Here is a 17,579-nt window from a genome sequence, read left to right as displayed (position 1 = left end):
GCCGGAAAACGCGCATTCCTTGCCGACGATGTGGGTAAGTGATTTCATCCACAACTGCCTGTGCATAATGTGGACAATTTCAGAACAAGCTGTGAATAAACACCGGCGCGGCGAATCCGCCTGCCCTACCGAACCGCGTCGGGAGCGCGCCATCCGCCCCGCGCGGTTACACTGACGGCAATACGCCACGACTGGACTCGCCGATGACCACCGCCTCCCATCCCCAGTACGACCAGCACTACGCCGACGGCAAAGCCCGCCGCCGCCAATGCCCGCGCTCCAGCCAGGCCGAACTCCACCTGGCGCCGGAGCGCGACGTGGTGGCGCTGGTGGAGTCCACTTCCCAGGGCCGGGTGCCTGCGCTGGTTCCGCTGCGCTACGCGCGCATGCACGCGTCGCCGTTCGCCTTCTTCCGCGGCATGGCGATGATCCAGGCCGCCGACCTGGCCGCCGGACCGGACAGCGGCCTGCGCCTGCAGATCTGCGGCGACGCCCACCTGATGAACTTCGGCTTCTTCGCCTCGCCGGAACGGCAACTGGTGTTCGACATCAACGATTTCGACGAAACCCACCCCGGTCCCTGGGAATGGGACGTCAAGCGGCTGGCGGTCAGCCTGGTGCTGGCCGGCCGCAGCCGCGGCTTCGACGCCCAGGCCACGCGCGAAATCGTCCAGCGCCTGGCCGCCACCTATCGCCGCCGCATCGTCGCTTTTTCGCAGATGAGCCAGCTGGACCTGTGGTATTGCCGCGTCGATTTCGAACAATTGCTGTCCCAGGCCACCGACGAGGGCATGCGCCAGCAATTGAACAAAGTGGCCGGCAAGGCGCGCAACCAGACCCAGGAGCGGCTGCTGCCCAAGATGACCGACCTGGAGGACGGCGGCTTGCGGCTGCGCGACAACCCGCCGGTGATCTTCCACCTCGACGACAGGAACAGCCCGCTGGCCGCCTGCGACGACTGGCTGGGCGGCGACAGCCTGGCCAAGATCCAGCGCATGCTGACCGGCTACATCGACACGCTGAAAGAAGACCGCCGCGAGCTGCTGCAGCGCTTCCGGCTGGTGGACGCCGCCTTCAAGGTGGTGGGCGTCGGCAGCGTCGGCACCCGCTGCCTGGCGCTGCTGCTGCAGGACGACTACGACCAGCCGCTGTTCCTGCAGTTGAAGGAGGCGCGGCCGTCGGTGCTGGAGGCCTTCACCCAGGAATGCGTGCACGGCAATCAGGGCAAGCGGGTGGTGTTCGGCCAACGGCTGATGCAGGCCACCAGCGACCTGTTCCTGGGCTGGACCCACGGCGCCGACGGCCATCACTTCTACATGCGCCAGCTGCGCGACATGAAGGCCGCCCCGGCGCTGGAAGCGTTCACCAATGCCGAAGAGCTGGCCAGCTACGGCCAGGCCTGCGGCTGGACGCTGGCGCGCGCCCACGCCAAGTCCGGCGGCTGCGCGGCCGAAATCGCCGGCTATCTGGGGGAGTCGGACAAGTTCGACCAGATGCTGGCCGACTACGCGCAGGCCTACGCCGACCAGGTGGAAGCCGACTACCGGCTGTTCGACGCCGCGGTCCGCGGCGGACGCTTGCCGGTCTCCGCGGCATAAATGCCGGGTTAGGGAAAATTGCGATGTTGACGGTTGCGTCCTGAACTAGACTGTAACAACAGAAACGCATAATCAGCCGGCGCCGGACCGTCCCCGACGGGCCCGCGCCGCCGCCGCATCTGCGGCGGCTTGTTTCCCTACACCAGAGCGTCCAACATGCAGCTGAACACCCGCCTGATCATCATCATCGCCGCCAGCCTGATCGCGCTGCTCGGCCTGTCCACCGTCGCCTTGCTTTCCACCCGCGCCACCCTGCATCAGGAAAAAAGCGAGCAGATCGTGCACCTGCTGAAAATGGCGGAAAACAGCCTCACCCACTTCCAGCAGCTGGAGGCCAAGGGCATGCCGCGCGCCGAGGCGCAGAAGCAGGCCATCGCCGCGCTCTCCGCGCTGAAGGTGGACGACATCTACTTCTTCGGCCGCAACCGCGAGCACCGCGTGCTGTTCCATCCCAGCAAGGACCGCGTCGGCAAGCTGGACATGGGCAGCAAGCTGCCGGACGGCCGCACCACGGTGGAGGCCTACGATGACGCGATGAAGGACGCCCACTACGGCGTGCTGGTGATCCAGACCAAGCGCAAGGGCAGCGGGGACGAAGAGTTTCCCAAGCTGAACGGCGTGTTCCGTTTCGAGCCGTGGGACTGGACGATAGGCACCGGCATCTTCATCGACGACATCGATCAGCTGTTCTGGAGCGAGGCGCGCACGCTGATGATCGTCGCCGTGGCCTGCGCGGTGGTGCTGGGCGCGCTGGTGGGCTGGATGTCGCGCTCCATCCTGCAATCGCTGGGCGGCGAGCCGCGCTACGCCGCCGACGTGGTCAAGGCGATCGCCGACGGCGACCTTAGCGTGGAGATCGAGGTCAAGGGCGGCCCCAACAGCCTGCTGGGCGCGATGAACGACATGCGGGGCAAGCTGCGCCTGATGATAGAGGAGATCGGCCGCGCCACCGCCAGCATCAACCACTCCTGCCACCAGCTGTCCAGCGACATGGACAAGGTGCATGAGGTGTCCGGCATCGCCAGCTCGTCCACCACCTCGGCCGCCGCCGCCATCGAGCAGCTGTCGGTCAGCATAGACCATGTCAGCGCCAGCACCCGCGACACCGAGACCGGCGCGCGCGACACCGCCCAGCTGGCCGGCGAGGGCAAGATTCTGGCCGGCAACGCCGCCGACGGCATCCGCCAGATCGCCGACCAGATCCACGGCGCCAGCGACATGGTGGGCCAGCTGGCCGAACGCAGCCGCAGCATCAGCAGCATCGCCGAAACCATCCGCGACATCGCCAACCAGACCAATCTGCTGGCGCTGAACGCCGCCATCGAAGCCGCGCGCGCCGGCGAGATGGGCCGCGGCTTCGCGGTGGTGGCCGACGAAGTGCGCAAGCTGGCCGAGCGCACCGCCAGCGCCACCGACGAGATCAGCAGCATCGTGCAGGCGGTGATCAACGAAACCGGCAATGTCTCCGGCCGCATGGACGAGATCCGCCCCGCGGTGCAGGCCGGCGTCGAGCAGGTGCAGCAGGCCGCCGAAACGCTGGAGTCGATCAGCCGGCAGGCCAGCACCGCGCTCGAGCACGTGCACAACGTGGTGGTGGCGATGGGCGAGCAGAGCCAGGCCGGCACCAATATCGCCGGCAATGTCGAACAGGTGGCCGGCGTGGTCGAGGAAACCCAGAACTCTGTCAGCCACGCGGTGGAGGCGGTGCGCGCCATCGACCAGCAGGCCACCAATCTGCACCAGACGGTCAGCCGCTTCCGGCTCTGAGCGACCTGCGCGGCGTCCCTTTCCCGATAGCGGCCGTTTGCGGAAAACGGCCGCGGAACGCACGCACGCAAGGTTGTAAACAGGCACCACTCATCGTCGCACTTGCCGCCGTCGTTGCGGCTGGCATAATGGCCACGGGCACTCGCTCCATGAAAGCAAGAAAAAAACTGAGGACAGACAGGAACCCCAGCACGCTTCAGTGGAGAATCGTATGTCTGATGCCCGCATGCCGGCAGGCCTCATCGAATGGCTGCAACACAGCAAGGCGCGGGACGTCGAGCTCGCCTTTGCCGACGTCCATGGTTTTCCCCGCGGCAAGACCCTGCCCGCCGCCGCCTTCATCAAGGGGCAACCGCTGCGCATCGCGCGCGCGGTGCCGCTGCAAAGCTGTATCGGCGAATTTCCCGACTACAGCTTCTACGGCGAACACGATCCGGACGTCACGCTGGCGCCGGACTACAACACACTGCGTCCGGTGCCTTGGGCCAAGACTCCGCGCGCGCTGGTGATCTGCGACTGCGTAGACCACGATGGCGGCCTGTCGCCGCTGGCGCCGCGCTCGGTGCTGAAGCAGGTGCTGGCGCGCTACGACGCCCATGGCTGGACGCCGGTGGTCGCGCCGGAGCTGGAGTTCTACCTGTTCGCCGCCCACGGCGACCCGGCGCAGCCGTTCCAGCCGCCCCAGCTTGCCAGCGGCCGCCGCGAGGCAGGCTTCGACGCCTTCGGCTTCTCGGCTCTGGGCGAGCTGGAGGCGTTCTTCGACGAGCTGTACCAGGCTTGCGAGACGCTCGGCATCGCCACCGACACCTGCGTGCACGAGATGGGCCCCAGCCAGTTCGAGATCAACCTCAAGCACGGCGACGCGCTGAAGCTGGCCGACGACACCTTCCTGTTCAAGACCGCGCTGAAGGAGATCGCCCACCGCCACGGCCTCAGCGCCGTGTGCATGGCCAAGCCGCTGCCCGGCCAGCCCGGCAGCTCGATGCACATCCACCAGAGCGTGGTGGACCGCCAGGGCCGCAACGCCTTCAGCCGCGCCGACGGCTCGGAAAGCCCGGAATTCTTCGGCTTCATCGCCGGCCTGCAACGCTTCCTGCCCGAGCTGATGCCGCTGTTCTGCCCCAATCCCAACTCCTACCGCCGCTTCGTCAAGGGCATGGCGGCGCCGGTCAACCTCAGTTGGGGGCTGGACAACCGCTCGGTCGGGCTCAGGGTGCCGGTGTCGGGCCCGGAGGCGCGGCGAGTGGAAAACCGCCTGCCCGGCTGCGACGCCAACCCCTATCTGGCGCTGGCCGCCAGCCTGGGCGCCGGCCTGGCCGGCATCGAGCAGAAGCTGGTTCCGGACGAGGCGGTGCACGGCAATGTGTTCAAGCAACAGGCCGCCAGCCTGCCGACCACGCTGGACGCCGCCTGCGCGGCGATGGCCGCCGGCTGCGCCGAAGCGCTGTTCGGCTCCGACTTCAGCCGCGCCTATCTGGCGGTGAAGGAGGTGGAGTTGAACGACTACCATCGCCAGGTCACCGCCTGGGAGCGGCAATATCTGGGATTCCTGGTCTGAAGCGTCGCAGCGCTGATTGTTTGTCGACACGCGCCGCATCCCCTTCGGCCCGCGCCGGCAAGACCGCCTTGGCCCTGGGGCCTTTGAGCCGCCGTTTTTTCGATCGGCGGCGCCTGGGCCAAGGCGGTCTTGCCGGGGTTTCGCGGGCTGAAGGGGTCGCCTAGGGGTGTCGGGGAGCTGGCGAAACAGCTTCCCGACCTGCCCGGCGGGCAGCCCCGCCATGAAAACATTCGTCCGCGCAGCGGACTCCATAAACCAAATCGAACCCATGGCCTGGTTCAATTCAGGCATGGCAGCCCGCAAATTTGCCCTGGATCAATACCCGCGCTCGCCCGGCGAGACACCGCAGCCGCCATCGGAGTATGCTGAAGGCATCCCACCAAGCCGGTGTTTCGAAGGAGCAGCCCATGTATCGTCACATCATCGCCGCGATAGACGGCAGCAACAATTCCGACAAAGCCCTGCATGAAGCCATCCGCGTCGCCAAGTTCGCCGAGGCCAGGCTGACCCTGATCCACGTCGCCAGCCTGCGCGACCTCGCGGTCGACAGCCTGGGCGTCTACGCCGGCGACCCCGGCTACGACCTGGCGCTGGAGCAAGGCCAGGAAGCGCTGGCCCGCGCCCAGACCATCGCCCGCAACGCGGGCCTGACCGATGTGGTCAGCCATCTGGAGAAAAGCTGGGAAGGCGGCCATGACCTGGCCGATCTGCTGATAGGCTACGCCAGCGCGCAGCAAGCCGACCTGATCGTGCTGGGCACCCATGGCCGCAGCGGCCTGGCCCACCTGTTCCTGGGCAGCTTCGCCGAGGACATCCTGCGCCGCAGCCAGTGCCCGCTGCTGGTGGTGCGCAGCCAGGAAGACGACGACATCCGCGTCGAATAAGCCCCGGCGCGATCGGGGCGTCCACGCCAATCCGGCCCGCCTTGCGCGGGCCTCGCCGTTTGTCAGCGGCGCTCGGCGTGGACGAAGAACTCGCGGTTGCCGTCGCCGCCCTTGATCGGGCTGTCGAACCAGGCCAGTGTCTTCATGTTCTGCTCGGCCAGCACCCGGTCGATCTTGTTCTTAACCTGCGGGTACAGGCTTTCGTCGCGGACGATGCCGCCGTGCGACAGCCCTTCCCTCCCCACCTCGAACTGCGGCTTGACCAGGCTGAGCAGGCATCCGCCCGGCGTCAGCAGCGGCAGCGCCGACGGCAGCACCAGGCTCAGCGAGATGAAGGACACGTCGCACACCATCAGGTCGAAGCCGTCGCCCTCGTTGGCGGCCAATAGCGACGCGCGGTCGAGCGCGCGCGCGTTGACGCCCTCGAAATAGCGGACCCGCGCGTCCTCCCGCATCCGCGGGTGCAGCTGGTCATGGCCGACGTCCACGCCCACCACCCGGTGCGCGCCGGCCTGCAGCAGGCAGTCGGTGAAGCCGCCGGTGGACTGGCCGACGTCCAGCGCGGTCCAGCCGGCGATGTCCAGCCCGGCCGCGTCCAGCGCGCCGCGCATTTTCAGCCCGCCGCGCGACACGTAGCGGTCGGCCTCGTCGGCGACGATGTCGAACGCCGCGTCGGCCGGAAATTTCTGGCTGGACTTGGCCACCACCGCGCCGCCGCAGCTGACGCGGCCGGCCGCCACCAGGTTCTGCGCGGCGGTGCGCGACGCGGCAAGCCCTTGTTCCACCAGCAAAATATCCACTCGAATCATGTCCGTTCCCGCTGCCCGAATTCCGATGAACGCGACAGGTTGGCGAAGCCGCCATCCGCTGTCAAGCGAAGCCGCCGACCCAGCCCGTTTGCATCAGATCTCGCAACAGATGTTTACAAGAAAATGCTAATAATGATAATCTAAAAAGCAATTCATTGATTTTATTCATATATTCAAACAGCCCGCCGGCATCGGACAATAAGCGCGCGCCCCATCCCGCGCGCCCTTATCCATCCATGCTGGCCCGCTCCGCCAGCGCCCGGCAGACAACGGCCGCTGGCGGCAGAGCCTCGCAGCAGGCTCTGGCCCGGACAAGGCTTTCGCGCCGGCCATCGCCGGTTTCGCCCGCGGCCCAGGCCGCGCCTCGCCTCACCATCCATCACGGCCGCGCGCCCCGTGCGGGGACGCGCGCCGCCATGCAAGGAGTACCGATGGTCCTACGCCTGTCTTTGTTGTTCGCCGTATTGTTCGCGCTCTGGGGCGCCGCCGCCCCCGCGCACATGACCGCCACCGCTTCCGAGTGGCTGAGCTTCACCATTTCCCGCTTCGGCTGGTTCTATCTGCTGTCGGTGTTCGGCTTCCTGCTGTTCGCGCTCTACCTGGCTTTCGGCCGCTTCGGACATATCCGCCTGGGCAAGGAGGACGACGAACCGGAGTTCTCCCGCCTGAGCTGGTTTTCCATGCTGTTTTCCGCCGGCATGGGCATCGGCCTGGTGTTCTGGGGCGTGGCCGAGCCGCTGTCCCACTTCGCCACGCCGGCAAGCGCGTCCACCGCGCCGGAATCGGCCGAGGCCGCGCGGCTGGCGATGCGCCACGCCTTCTTCCACTGGGGCCTGCACCCGTGGGCGGTGTACAGCCTGACCGCGCTGGCGCTGGCCTACTTCAAGTTCAACCGCGGCCAGAAGGGCCTGATCAGCGCCGCCTTCCGTCCACTCTTGGGCAAGCGCGTCGACGGCCCGGTCGGCACCGCCATCGACGTGATGGCGGTGCTGGCCACCGTGTTCGGCGTCGCCACCACGCTGGGCTTCGGCACGCTGCAGATCGAAAGCGGCCTGGAGATGCTGTTCGGCGTGACGCCGTCCGCCGCCCTGACCGTGGCCATCGTCGTCATCGCCACCGCGCTGTTCCTGCTGTCGTCGCTGACCGGCCTGTCGCGCGGCATCAAGTGGCTGTCCAACCTCAACATCCTGCTGGCGGCGCTGCTGTTCCTGGCGGTGGTGGTCCTGGGGCCCACCGGCTTCATCTTCGACACCTTCACCACCACGCTGGGCGACTACCTGGGCAACCTGACCAGCACCAGCCTGCGGATGAGCCCGTTCACCCAGGGCACCTGGATGGCCAACTGGACGCTGTTCTACTGGGCCTGGTGGGTCACCTGGGCGCCCTTCGTCGGCATGTTCATCGCCCGCGTCTCGCGCGGCCGCACCGTGCGCGAATTCATCGTCGGCGTGCTCCTGGTGCCGTCGCTGGCCAGCTTCGTCTGGTTCTCCGCCTTCGGCGGCACCGCGCTGGACCTGCAGCTGTTCGGCGGTGCCAACCTGGTCTCCGCGGTCAAGACCGACGTCTCCACCGCGCTGTACGTGATGTTCGAGCAGCTGCCCGGCGGCCGCGTCCTGTCGCTGCTGGCGATGACGCTGGTGATCATCTTCTTCGTCACCTCAGCCGATTCCGCCACCTTCGTGCTGGGCATGTTCACCAGCGGCGGCGACCTGAACCCCAGCCACCGCGTCAAGCTGATCTGGGGCGTGCTCCTGGCCGCCATCGCGCTGGTGCTGCTGCAAAGCGGCGGCCTGAAGGCGCTGCAGGCGGTGCTGATCGTCAGCGCGCTGCCCTTCATGCTGATCATGATAGGCATGGCGGTGTCGCTGTACCGCGCGCTGGACGAGGAGGAGCACGACAGCCGCCTGCGCGAGATCCGCCGCCTGCGCCAGCTGGAAGCGCTGGAAAAACGCCAGCAGGATTGACCAAGCCGCGGGACGGCCGGCGGATTTGATGCGATCATGACAGTATTGTCTCGCCATGGAGGATGTATGGACACGCATCAACTCGACCCGATGGAGGTGCGCGTGCTGGGCGCGCTGCTGGAAAAGCAGGCGCTGACGCCCGACGCCTATCCGCTGACGCTGAACGCGCTGGTCGGCGCCTGCAACCAGCTGACCAGCCGCGAGCCGGTGATGCAGCTGTCCGAGGCCGACGCCAGCGCCGCGCTGGACGCGCTGATCGCCAAGAAGCTGGTGGCCGAGCGGCTGCCGGCCGGCAGCCGGGTGGCCAAGTACGAGCACCGCCTCAACTACGAGTGGAACATCGACGGCGCGCGGCTGGCCGCGCTGTGCCTGCTGACGCTGCGCGGCCCGCAGACCGGCGCCGAGATCCGCGCCCGCGCCGGCCGCATCTACAGCTTCTCCGGCGTGGACGAAGTGGAAACCGCGCTGAACGCGCTGGCCGACAAGTACCCGCCGCTGGCGATGAAGCTGGAGCGCCAGCCGGGCGAGCGCGAGGCGCGCTGGTGCCACCTGCTGTCCGGCGAGCCGCAGATCGTCCCGGCGCCAGCCTGCGAAGTGATAGACGTCGGCCTGACCGGCAGGGTGGCGGCGCTGGAAGCCGAAGTGGCGGCGCTGAAGACCATGCTGCTGGCGCTGGAGCAGCGTCTGAACGGCTGAACGGGCCTCCCGCGGCTAGAAGCGACTGAACTTGTTTTTTAGCAATTGGTCACTACCTGTTGTCGTTTGAACCAACAGGAATAGACCGCATGAAGCATCTCGCAATCGCCCTGGCGCTGGCCGGGCTGGCCGGCGGCGCCCACGCCGCCGACTACATGTTCGGCGCCGGCAACGGCACCCAGCAAATCACCCGCACGCCGGACGGTTTCGGCATCGGCCTCAATCTCGACTATCTGCGCGACGACCACAAGGGCAGCGCCGGCGGCGCCGGCCTGGAGTTCGCGCTGCCGCTGGGCCCGCTGACCGTGGCCGGCGGGGGCAAGCTGATGGCGCTGTCGCCGGATAGCGGCTCCGCCACTGCCGCGCTGGTCGGCGGCCGCGCCAGCTTCGACCTCGCGCCCAAGGTCAAGCTGTTCGGCCAGGCCTACTACGCGCCGAGCAGCTTCGCCAGCGGCAGCGTCGACCGCGTCAGCGACTACGCCGCCGGCGTGCGCTGGAACGTGGTCGGCCCGCTCAGCGTGGAAGCCGGCTACCGCTACTTCGACATCCGCCGCGACAACGACAGCCGCAGCCGCACGCTGGCCGACGGCGCCTACCTGGGCGCGGGCCTGAGCTTCTGATCCCGCCCCGCATCAAAAAAACGGCAGCCGAGGCTGCCGTTTTTCATTGCTCCGCGCTCACCACCACAGGTGGAAGCGCTGCGCCGGCGGCAAATACATCTTGTCTCCCGGCTTGACGCCGAAGGCCTGGTAGAACGGCTCCAGATTGCGGACGGTGCCGAAGGCGCGCCACTGGTCTGGCGTGTGCGGATCGGACACCAGCTGCTTCAGCGTGGCCGCGTCGCGGCTCTTGCTGCGCCAGGACTGGGCGAAGGCGATGAAGAAGCGCTGGTCCCCTGTCAGGCCGTCGCGCACCGGCGCTTCCTTGCCGCCCAGCGCGATCTGGTACGCCTTGTAGGCGATCTCCAGACCGGCGTTGTCGGCGATGTTCTCGCCCAGCGTCAGCTCGCCGTTGACCTTGTGCCCCTTCACCGGCTCGTAGCCGCCGTACTGCTTGACCAGCTTGGCGGTCACGTCCTTGAAGTGCTGCTCGTCGGCCGGCGTCCACCAGTTGCGCATATTGCCGTCGCCGTCGAACAGGTGGCCCTGGTCGTCGAAGCCGTGGCTGATCTCGTGGCCGATGGTGGCCCCGATGCTGCCGTAGTTGACCGCCGGATCGAAGGCCGGATCAAAGTACGGCGCCTGCAGGATGGCCGCCGGGAACACGATCTCGTTGTTGGCCGGGTTGTAATAGGCGTTGACCGTCTGCGGCGTCATCTCCCATTCGGTCCGGTCCACCGGCTGGCCGAGGTGCCTGGCCTGGCGGCGATAGTTGAACGCCGAGATCCGCTCGACGTTGCCGATCAGGTCGTCCGGGCGGATCTCCAGGCTGGAGTAGTCGCGCCACTTGTCCGGGTAGCCTATCTTCGGCGTGTACTTGGACAGTTTCAGATGCGCCTCGCGCTTGGTTTCCGCGCTCATCCAGTCCAGCGTGTCCACGCTGCGGTCGTAGGCCGTCAGCAGGTTGCGCACCAGCTCGTCGGCCTGGCGCTTGGCTTCCGGCGTGAAATACTTGGCCACGTACAGCTTGCCCACCGCCTCGCCCATGCCTTCGTCCACCAGCGTCACCGCCTTCTTCCAGCGCGGCCGGTCGGCGCTGCGGCCGTCCAGCGCCTTGCCGTAGAAAGCGAAGCGCGCAGCCGTCCATGGCTTGTCCAGATAGGGCGCGTAGGCGTCCAGCAGGCGCAGCGTCAGGTAGTCGCGCAGCGCCGGCAGCGGCGTCGCGCGCAACAGGCCGGGCAACTGTTCCAGATAGCTGGGCTGATCCAGGTTGAGATCGGCGGCGGCGGCCAGTTGCGCGTCCTTCAGCAGCGCCGGCCAGTCGTAGCCGGGCAGACGCTTGGCCAGCTCGGCCGCGCCGGTCTTGTTGTAGGTCTTCTGCGCGTCGCGGTTGTCGACATTGCTCCACTGCGCCTTGGCCAGCCGCGTCTCCAACTCCAGCACCGCGGCGGCGCGCGGCTGGGTGTTCTTCTCGCCGGCCAGCGTCAGCAGCTGGGCCAGATAGGCGCGGTAGGCCTTGCGCGCGGCGGCGAAGTCAGCGGACTGGACCAGATAATAGTCGCGGTCCATCGCCAGGCCGGACTGGCCGACGCCGGCCAAGTAAGCGGCGGAATTCTTGTTGTCCTGCGCCACGTAGAAGCGGAACGGCGTGTCCTCCGGATGGTCCTGCAGCCGGCCCATGTAGGCGATGGCGGCGTCGGCGCTGTCCAGCGCGGCGATGGCGGCCAGCTTGGATTTCAGCGGCGCCAGGCCGCGGCGGGCGATGGCCTGTTCGTCGAGAAAGCTGTGGTAGAGATCGGCGATCTTGCGCGAGTCGGCGGAGGCCGCCGGATCGGCATGCTCGATCAGCTCCCGCACCCGCTGCTGGTTGCGGTCGTACAGCAGCTCGGCCACGCCGGTCGACGAGCGGTCGGCCAGAATCCGCGCGCGCTTCATCCAGCCGCCGTTGGCGTGCAGCGCCAGATTGTCCTGCGGCCGCACGGCGCGGTCCATTCCCTGAAAATCTATGCCGTACGCGCCGTAATCCAGCCCTCCGGCCCAGGCTGCCTGCAGGCTCAACAGCATGGCCAGCGGCAGCAATTTCTTCCCTTGCATGGTTTTCCTCTTATCGTTCTGAAGCGGCCGGACTCTGCCCGGCCTCGAGCGATGGTACGCCCGCGCTCCCCGCGGCGGCAATCGTCAAAATGCAAACGACATCATTGCTCAAACAAACCAGCCAGAAGAGGCGGGCCGCAATGAAAAAGGGCGCTCTCGCGCCCTTTGCTGCCGACATCGTCCGCCTCAATCGCAGAGCCGCTGGTACAAGTACACCAGCACCCGCGCCAGCTCGGCGGCGGTGTCCTCCTGGCCGGCGTTGCCGGCGTGGCCGCCGCCGTCGGTCTCGTAGAACAGCGCGTCGTGGCCCAGCTCCAGCAGCCGCGCCGCCATCTTGCGAGCATGGCCGGGATGGACGCGGTCGTCGTTGGCGCTGGTGGTGAACAAGGCCAGCGGGTAGCGCGCGTCGGCGCGCAGATTGTGGTACGGCGAGTAGGCGGCCAGCGCGGCGCGCTCGGCCTCGTCGTCCGGATCGCCGTATTCGTCTATCCAGCTGGCGCCGGCCAAGAGCTGGGTGTAGCGCAGCATGTCCAGCAGCGGCACTTCGCACACCACTGCCCGGAACAGCTCCGGCCGCTGCGCCATCGCCGCGCCCACCAGCAGGCCGCCGTTGCTGCCGCCCTCTATCGCCAGCTTGGCCGGCGAGGTCAGCTTGCGGCGGATCAGGTCTTCCGCCACCGCGATGAAGTCGTCGAAGCTGACCTGGCGTTTCGGCCCCAGCGCCGCCTGGTGCCAGTGCGGGCCGAACTCGCCGCCGCCGCGGATGCAGGCCAGCACGAAGGCGCCGCCCCTGGCCAGCCAGTGCGGGCCGAAGTTCTCGATGTAATAGGGCAGCATCGGCACCTCGAAGCCGCCGTAGCCGTACAGCAAGGTCGGCGTGGCGCCGTCGAACGGCGCATCGCACCGCCGCACCACGAAATAGGGAATCTGTTCGCCGTCCGGCGCCGTCGCCTGCCATTGTTCGGCGACATAGGGCGATGGCTCGAAAGCCTCCGGCTGCCGGCGCAGGCATTCCTGTTCGCCGCTGGCCAGGTCCAGCCGGTACAGGCCGCTGGGGGTCAGGAAATCGCTGTAGCTGTAGTAGAGCACATCGCTCTGCCATGGTTGGTCGGCGATCTCGATCACGCCGTCGGCCGGCAGATCCAGCGGCTGCGGCGTCCAGGCGCCGTCTTGCTTGGCGAAGCACAGCATGCGGCTCTTGACGTTGTCCAGCAGGTTGACCAGCAGCCGGCTGCGGGTGGTTTCCACCGCCGCCACCGCCAGCCGCGGCTCAGGCGCCTGCAGCAATTGCGGCGCCGGGCCGTCCCCGATCAGGCCGGACAGCCCGACCGCCAGCAGGCTGCCGCTGGCGTAGGTCGCGCCGCGCCAAGACCAGTCCTCGGCCAGCTTGACGATGAAATCGCCGCCGATATAGGCCTCGATCTCGGCCTTGGGCGGCAAGGGCAGCGCGTGCGCCTCCAGGCCGCCGTCCAGCAGGTAGTAGGTTTTGCGGTAGAAGCCGTCGGACGCCTCGATCAGGTCGACGGCGCTGCCGTCGCTGTCGAGGAAGCGCCAGGCGGCGGTCATCATCGCGTCTTCCGGCGCGGCGAACAGCTGGGTCCAGCCGTGCTGGCCGTCCGCGCCGCGCGCCACCAGCCACACCTCGCGCGGGTAGCCGGCGCGGGTCAGCGGCGCGCCCTTCCAGCCGGGGCAGACGAAGGCGCTGTCCGGATCGCGCCAGGCGATGTGGTTCTTGCCTTCCGGGAAGCTGAAGCCCTGCTCGACCCAGCGCCGCGCCTCGACGTCGTACTCGCGCGCCACGGTGGCGTCGCCGCCGCCGTCGGTCAGGTGCACCAGCGCCCGCTCGGGCCGGACCGTACAGTGGGACACGCCGTCCAGATACCAGTCGCGCTCGTCGGCGTCGGCCAGCACGTCGATGTCCAGCACCGCCTGCCAGTCCTGGCTGCCGGCGCGGTAGGCGTCCAAGGTGGTTCTGCGGTAGAGGCCGCGCGGATGCGCCTCGTCCTGGTGGAAGTTGTACAGCCAGCCGGCGTGCTCGGCGAAATACGGTATCTGCCGCGTGTCGCGCAGGTGGGCGAGGATGTCGGCCTTGAGGCCGGCGAAGCGCGGATCGGCGTCCAGCACGCCCTCGGTGCGGGCGTTCTGCGCGGCCACCCAGTCGGCGGCTTGGTCGGAATCCAGGCTTTCCAGCCAGGCGTGGGGGTCGTGGGATGGCGTCATGATGTCGGCGATAGAAAATCCAAGGATGGCGGCGAGGGTAGCACCGGCGCGCCCCAACCGCCATAGCGCCCGCTCAACGGCGGCCGTGCGCCAGCATCCACGCGCCGGCCAGGCCCAGCGCCCTCGCCTCGATGCCGTTGTAGCCGTGCCAGGCCCAGGGCTGGCACGGATCACCCTCGTTGTTGCCGCCGTCCAGCAGCATCAGCTCGCGCGGCGCGTCGGCGCGCAGCCGGTCCACCACCGGCCCCAGATTGCCGGTCCGGCTGGCGCGGCATTCGTCGCGGCGGTGCTGGATCATCAGCACCGGGATGGCCAGCCGCTCCAGAGGCAGGCCGGCCAGACTGCCGCGGCCGCTGTCTATGCTGGAGGTCAGCAGCAGGCCGTCCGCCGCGTCCGGCCGGTTCAACGCCGCCGCCGCCGCCGAGGTGGTGCCGCGGCTGGTGCCGGCCAGCCACACCGGCAGCGCCGCGCCCTGGCGCAGATAGCCGGACACCGCGGCGATGTCGGCCGCGTGCTCGGGGCTCTCGCGGAAATCGCCGAGCAAGCCGCGCGGCATGTCGGACGGCGCGTCCGCCACCGCGACGCGGAAACCCATGTCGGCCCAGCCTTGGCGGGTGCGCACCAGGAAATTGCCCTTGCCCGCGCCCAGCTCGCCCGCCGCCGACAATTTGAGCAAGCCCTCGCCGCCGGCGAGCAGGATCAGATTGGCGCGCGCAGGCCCCGGCGGCTCCAGCAGCAGGAAACGCAGCGTGACGCCGGGGCGGGTGGGAATCTCCACCAGCCGCTCGGCCCAGGCGGGCAAGGCCAGCAGGCAGCACAGCAGCGGCGGCAGCAGTCGATTGCGCATGGCGCTCTCCCTCGGCGGCGGTTCACGATGCCCGGCCCGCCCGCCGGGAGGCGCTCAAGGCAGCTCGGCGGCGGCGGCCCGGAAACGGGCGATCACCCCGGGCGGCGTGTCCTTGTTGAACGCGGCGTACAGACCGCTGTCCAGCTTGTCCAGCCGGATGCCGCGCGCCACCAGCGCGCGATCCTGGCCCAGCGCCTTCAGCTTGCTGGCGATGCCGCTCTCGGTGGACGGCAGCAGGTCGCAGCGGCCGGCCGCCAGCTTCCTGACATTGAGGGTGGAGTCCGGCGACACCTCCAGCCTGACAAAACCCTGCTCTTCCAGAAACTCGTGGCGGTAGTCGTTCAGCACCACGCAGATGCTGTATTTTCGCGCCTCGTCCAGCGTGCGCGGCTGGATGTCGTTGCGCGCGGCCAGCCGGTAAAAATAGATGTCGGTATCGAGAATCTTGAAAGTGAAGTCCAGGTATTTTTCCCGCTCCCGGGTCCTGGCGATGGGAAACACCATCGCGTAGGGCCGGCTCTTCGCCTCCTGGTAGGCGCGGGCCCACGGCGCAGACTGCAGCGCGCTGAACGGCAGGCCCAGCTTGCGCATCACCCGCGTCACCTTCTCCACCGTGGTGCCGCCCATCACTTGTCCGTCCGGACCCACCATCACGTAGGGCGGGTCGTCGTCGGTGTAGATGCGCACCTGCGCCAAGCCATCGCTCCGTCCCGGCATCGGGAACAGGAGCATGGCCGTCAGCAGCGCGCCGAACTGCAAGCGTTGCCGCATCCGGCCTGCTCCCATCGGTGCCCATCTACTGGTTATAGGCTCCCGGGCCGGCTCGCGGCCATTTTGCCGGCCGCGCGGCCCGAAGACGCTCAGTCGCTGAGCACGCGCTGCATCACGCCCAGCAGGCGGTCGATGTCGGCGCGGCCCACCTGCCAGTGGGTGACCAGCCGCATCGCGCCCTGATGCGGCGGGTTGGCCAGGAAACCGGCCTGCTTCAACGCCGACATCAGCTCGGCGGCGTCGATGTCGGCATTGAAGCGGAACCACACCAGGTTGATGTGGACGTCGGCCGGATCGATGTCCACGCACGGCAGCTTGGCCAGGCCCTCGGCCAGGTAACGGGCATTCTGGTGGTCCTCGTCCAGCCGCGCCGCCATTTCGCTCAGCGCCAGGATGCCGGGCGCGGCGATCACGCCGGCCTGGCGCAGGCCGCCGCCCAGCAGCTTGCGCTTGCGGCGCGCCTGATCGATGAAATCGGCGGTGCCGGCCAGGATGGAGCCGATCGGCGCGGCCAGGCCCTTGGACAGGCAGGCCATCACGCTGTCGGCGTGGCGGGTGATCTCGCGCACGTCGCAGCCCAGGTGGGCCGCCGCGTTGAACACCCGCGCACCGTCCAGGTGGACGGGCACGCCGTGCTCGCGCGCCAGCGCGGCGGTGTCGGCCATCGCCGACAGCGGCAGCACGCGGCCGTTGCCGTGGGCGTTTTCCAGGCAGATCAGGCCGGTGCGCGGCTCGTGGATGTCGTCGCCGACGCGGATGCGGCGCTCGATCGCGTCCACCGCCATCAGGCCGTTGTCGCCCTCTATCGTGCGCAGGTGGGCGCCGGCGATCACCGCCGCCGCGCCGGCTTCGTGCCAGACGATGTGGCTGTTGTCCTCGACGATCACCTCGTCGCCGCGGCGACAGTGGGTGAACAGCGCCAGCTGGTTGCCGAAGGTGCCGCTGGGGACGAACAGCGCCGCCTCCTTGCCCAGCTTGTCGGCGGCCAGCTCCTCCAGCCGCAGCACGGTGGGGTCGTCGCCGTAAACGTCGTCGCCGACCTCGGCCTCGGCCATCGCGCGGCGCATCGCCGGCGTCGGATGGGTGACGGTGTCGCTGCGAAAGTCTATCCACTGCATTTGCGCTTCTCCTCAAGTGTGGTGGCACGCCGGCAGGGCCAGATAGCCCGCCAGCGCGTCGGTAATCGCTTCTTCCAGCCCCTCGGCCTGCGGATCGGCGTCCAGCAGCAGGCCGTGCACCAGGCTGTCTGCCATCCGCAGCAGCAGCCCGGCCCGGGCGGGATCGCCGCCGGCTTCGGCCAGCCAGGCCGCGAGGCGCGCATGGAGCGCGGCGTCGATGGGATTGCTGGCCGGCGGCTCGTCGTAGATCGGCCATTCCCGCTCCAGCACCCGGTGCAGGCCCAGCTCGCGCCGATGCAGATCCAGCGCCGCGCCCACCATCGCCGCCAGTTGCTCCCGCGCCGGCAAACCGGCGCTGCGGGCCAAGGCGGCCTCAATCGCAGCCAGCGTCTCCTCGCCGTGGCGGCGGTGCAGCGCGGCCAGCAAGGCCTGCTTGTTGGGAAAGTACTGGTACAGCGAGCCGATGCCGACGCCGGACAGCTCGGCGACGCGGTTGGTGTTGAAGGCGGCGTAGCCGTCGCCGGCCAGAATGCGAGCCGCCGCCTCCAGAATGGCGGCGACGGCGTGGCGGGAACGGGCCTGCCGCGGCTGTTTGCGCGGCTGCGGAATGACAGTCATGGGTCTAGCTAAACACGAGTTTTCCGGCATCGCAAG

The 17,579-nt window shown here is 68.4% G+C and carries 14 protein-coding genes; 7 read left to right on the top strand and 7 right to left on the bottom strand.

The features are described 5' to 3' along the window. The first annotated feature begins 203 nt into the window (after nt 1–203). The 4 genes from ACY3GB_RS16000 (at nt 204) to ACY3GB_RS15985 (ending at nt 5,807) form a co-directional block, all read left to right on the top strand. Nucleotides 204–1,598: a DUF2252 domain-containing protein gene (locus tag ACY3GB_RS16000; RefSeq protein WP_463089619.1), complete on the top strand. Its 1,395-nt coding sequence runs from the start codon at nt 204–206 to the stop codon at nt 1,596–1,598. 156 nt (nt 1,599–1,754) lie between these two features. Next, on the top strand, nt 1,755–3,365 hold the full coding sequence (locus ACY3GB_RS15995) for a methyl-accepting chemotaxis protein (RefSeq protein WP_463089618.1): 1,611 nt from the start codon (nt 1,755–1,757) through the stop codon (nt 3,363–3,365). A gap of 211 nt (nt 3,366–3,576) precedes the next feature. After that, complete coding sequence (locus tag ACY3GB_RS15990; protein WP_463089617.1) at nt 3,577–4,923, top strand: glutamine synthetase family protein; 1,347 nt, start codon at nt 3,577–3,579, stop codon at nt 4,921–4,923. Nucleotides 4,924–5,330: 407 nt separating this feature from the next. Then, on the top strand, nt 5,331–5,807 hold the full coding sequence (locus ACY3GB_RS15985) for a universal stress protein (protein WP_231155313.1): 477 nt from the start codon (nt 5,331–5,333) through the stop codon (nt 5,805–5,807). A gap of 62 nt (nt 5,808–5,869) precedes the next feature. Here ACY3GB_RS15985 and ACY3GB_RS15980 read toward each other — a convergent pair whose 3' ends face one another. After that, nucleotides 5,870–6,616 carry a TlyA family RNA methyltransferase gene (locus tag ACY3GB_RS15980; RefSeq protein WP_463089616.1) on the bottom strand — a complete coding sequence of 249 codons (747 nt, stop codon included), beginning with the start codon at nt 6,614–6,616 and terminating at the stop codon, nt 5,870–5,872. A gap of 431 nt (nt 6,617–7,047) precedes the next feature. On the opposite strand from ACY3GB_RS15980, the gene ACY3GB_RS15975 reads away from it, so the two are divergent. The 3 genes from ACY3GB_RS15975 to ACY3GB_RS15965 all read left to right on the top strand — a co-directional run bounded on the left by ACY3GB_RS15975 (nt 7,048) and on the right by ACY3GB_RS15965 (nt 9,896). Further along, on the top strand, nt 7,048–8,580 hold the full coding sequence (locus ACY3GB_RS15975; protein WP_463089615.1) for a glycine betaine uptake BCCT transporter: 1,533 nt from the start codon (nt 7,048–7,050) through the stop codon (nt 8,578–8,580). A 66-nt stretch (nt 8,581–8,646) separates the two neighbouring features. Continuing rightward, entirely contained in the window at nt 8,647–9,276 is a 630-nt protein-coding gene (locus tag ACY3GB_RS15970) for a YceH family protein (protein ID WP_463089614.1), read from the top strand. A gap of 89 nt (nt 9,277–9,365) precedes the next feature. Then, a complete protein-coding gene (locus ACY3GB_RS15965) occupies nt 9,366–9,896 on the top strand; it encodes a YfaZ family outer membrane protein (RefSeq protein ID WP_463089613.1) in 531 nt (176 codons plus the stop codon). Nucleotides 9,897–9,953: 57 nt separating this feature from the next. Here the strand turns inward: ACY3GB_RS15965 and ACY3GB_RS15960 are convergent, their stop codons facing one another. The 6 genes from ACY3GB_RS15960 to ACY3GB_RS15935 all read right to left on the bottom strand — a co-directional run bounded on the left by ACY3GB_RS15960 (nt 9,954) and on the right by ACY3GB_RS15935 (nt 17,543). Continuing rightward, a complete protein-coding gene (locus tag ACY3GB_RS15960) occupies nt 9,954–11,969 on the bottom strand; it encodes a M13 family metallopeptidase (RefSeq protein ID WP_463089612.1) in 2,016 nt (671 codons plus the stop codon). Nucleotides 11,970–12,155: 186 nt separating this feature from the next. Next, nucleotides 12,156–14,189, bottom strand: a complete 2,034-nt coding sequence (locus ACY3GB_RS15955; protein WP_463089611.1) for a prolyl oligopeptidase family serine peptidase — start codon at nt 14,187–14,189, stop codon at nt 12,156–12,158. 73 nt (nt 14,190–14,262) lie between these two features. Continuing rightward, on the bottom strand, nt 14,263–15,036 hold the full coding sequence (locus ACY3GB_RS15950) for an alpha/beta hydrolase (RefSeq protein ID WP_463089610.1): 774 nt from the start codon (nt 15,034–15,036) through the stop codon (nt 14,263–14,265). 54 nt (nt 15,037–15,090) lie between these two features. After that, the gene (locus ACY3GB_RS15945; RefSeq protein ID WP_463089609.1) at nt 15,091–15,807 is read right to left on the bottom strand and encodes a substrate-binding periplasmic protein; all 717 of its coding nucleotides are present in this window, start codon (nt 15,805–15,807) and stop codon (nt 15,091–15,093) included. An 89-nt stretch (nt 15,808–15,896) separates the two neighbouring features. Continuing rightward, complete coding sequence (ltaE, locus tag ACY3GB_RS15940) at nt 15,897–16,925, bottom strand: low-specificity L-threonine aldolase (RefSeq protein ID WP_463089608.1); 1,029 nt, start codon at nt 16,923–16,925, stop codon at nt 15,897–15,899. A gap of 12 nt (nt 16,926–16,937) precedes the next feature. Then, nucleotides 16,938–17,543, bottom strand: coding sequence for a TetR/AcrR family transcriptional regulator (locus ACY3GB_RS15935; protein WP_463089607.1), 606 nt, complete (start codon nt 17,541–17,543; stop codon nt 16,938–16,940). Nucleotides 17,544–17,579 lie beyond the last annotated feature (36 nt).

It is taken from the genome of Chromobacterium sp. Ag138 (genome assembly GCF_055181315.1).
Note: the sequence above shows the minus strand (reverse complement) of the source record. Positions and strands in the feature narration are given on the sequence as shown.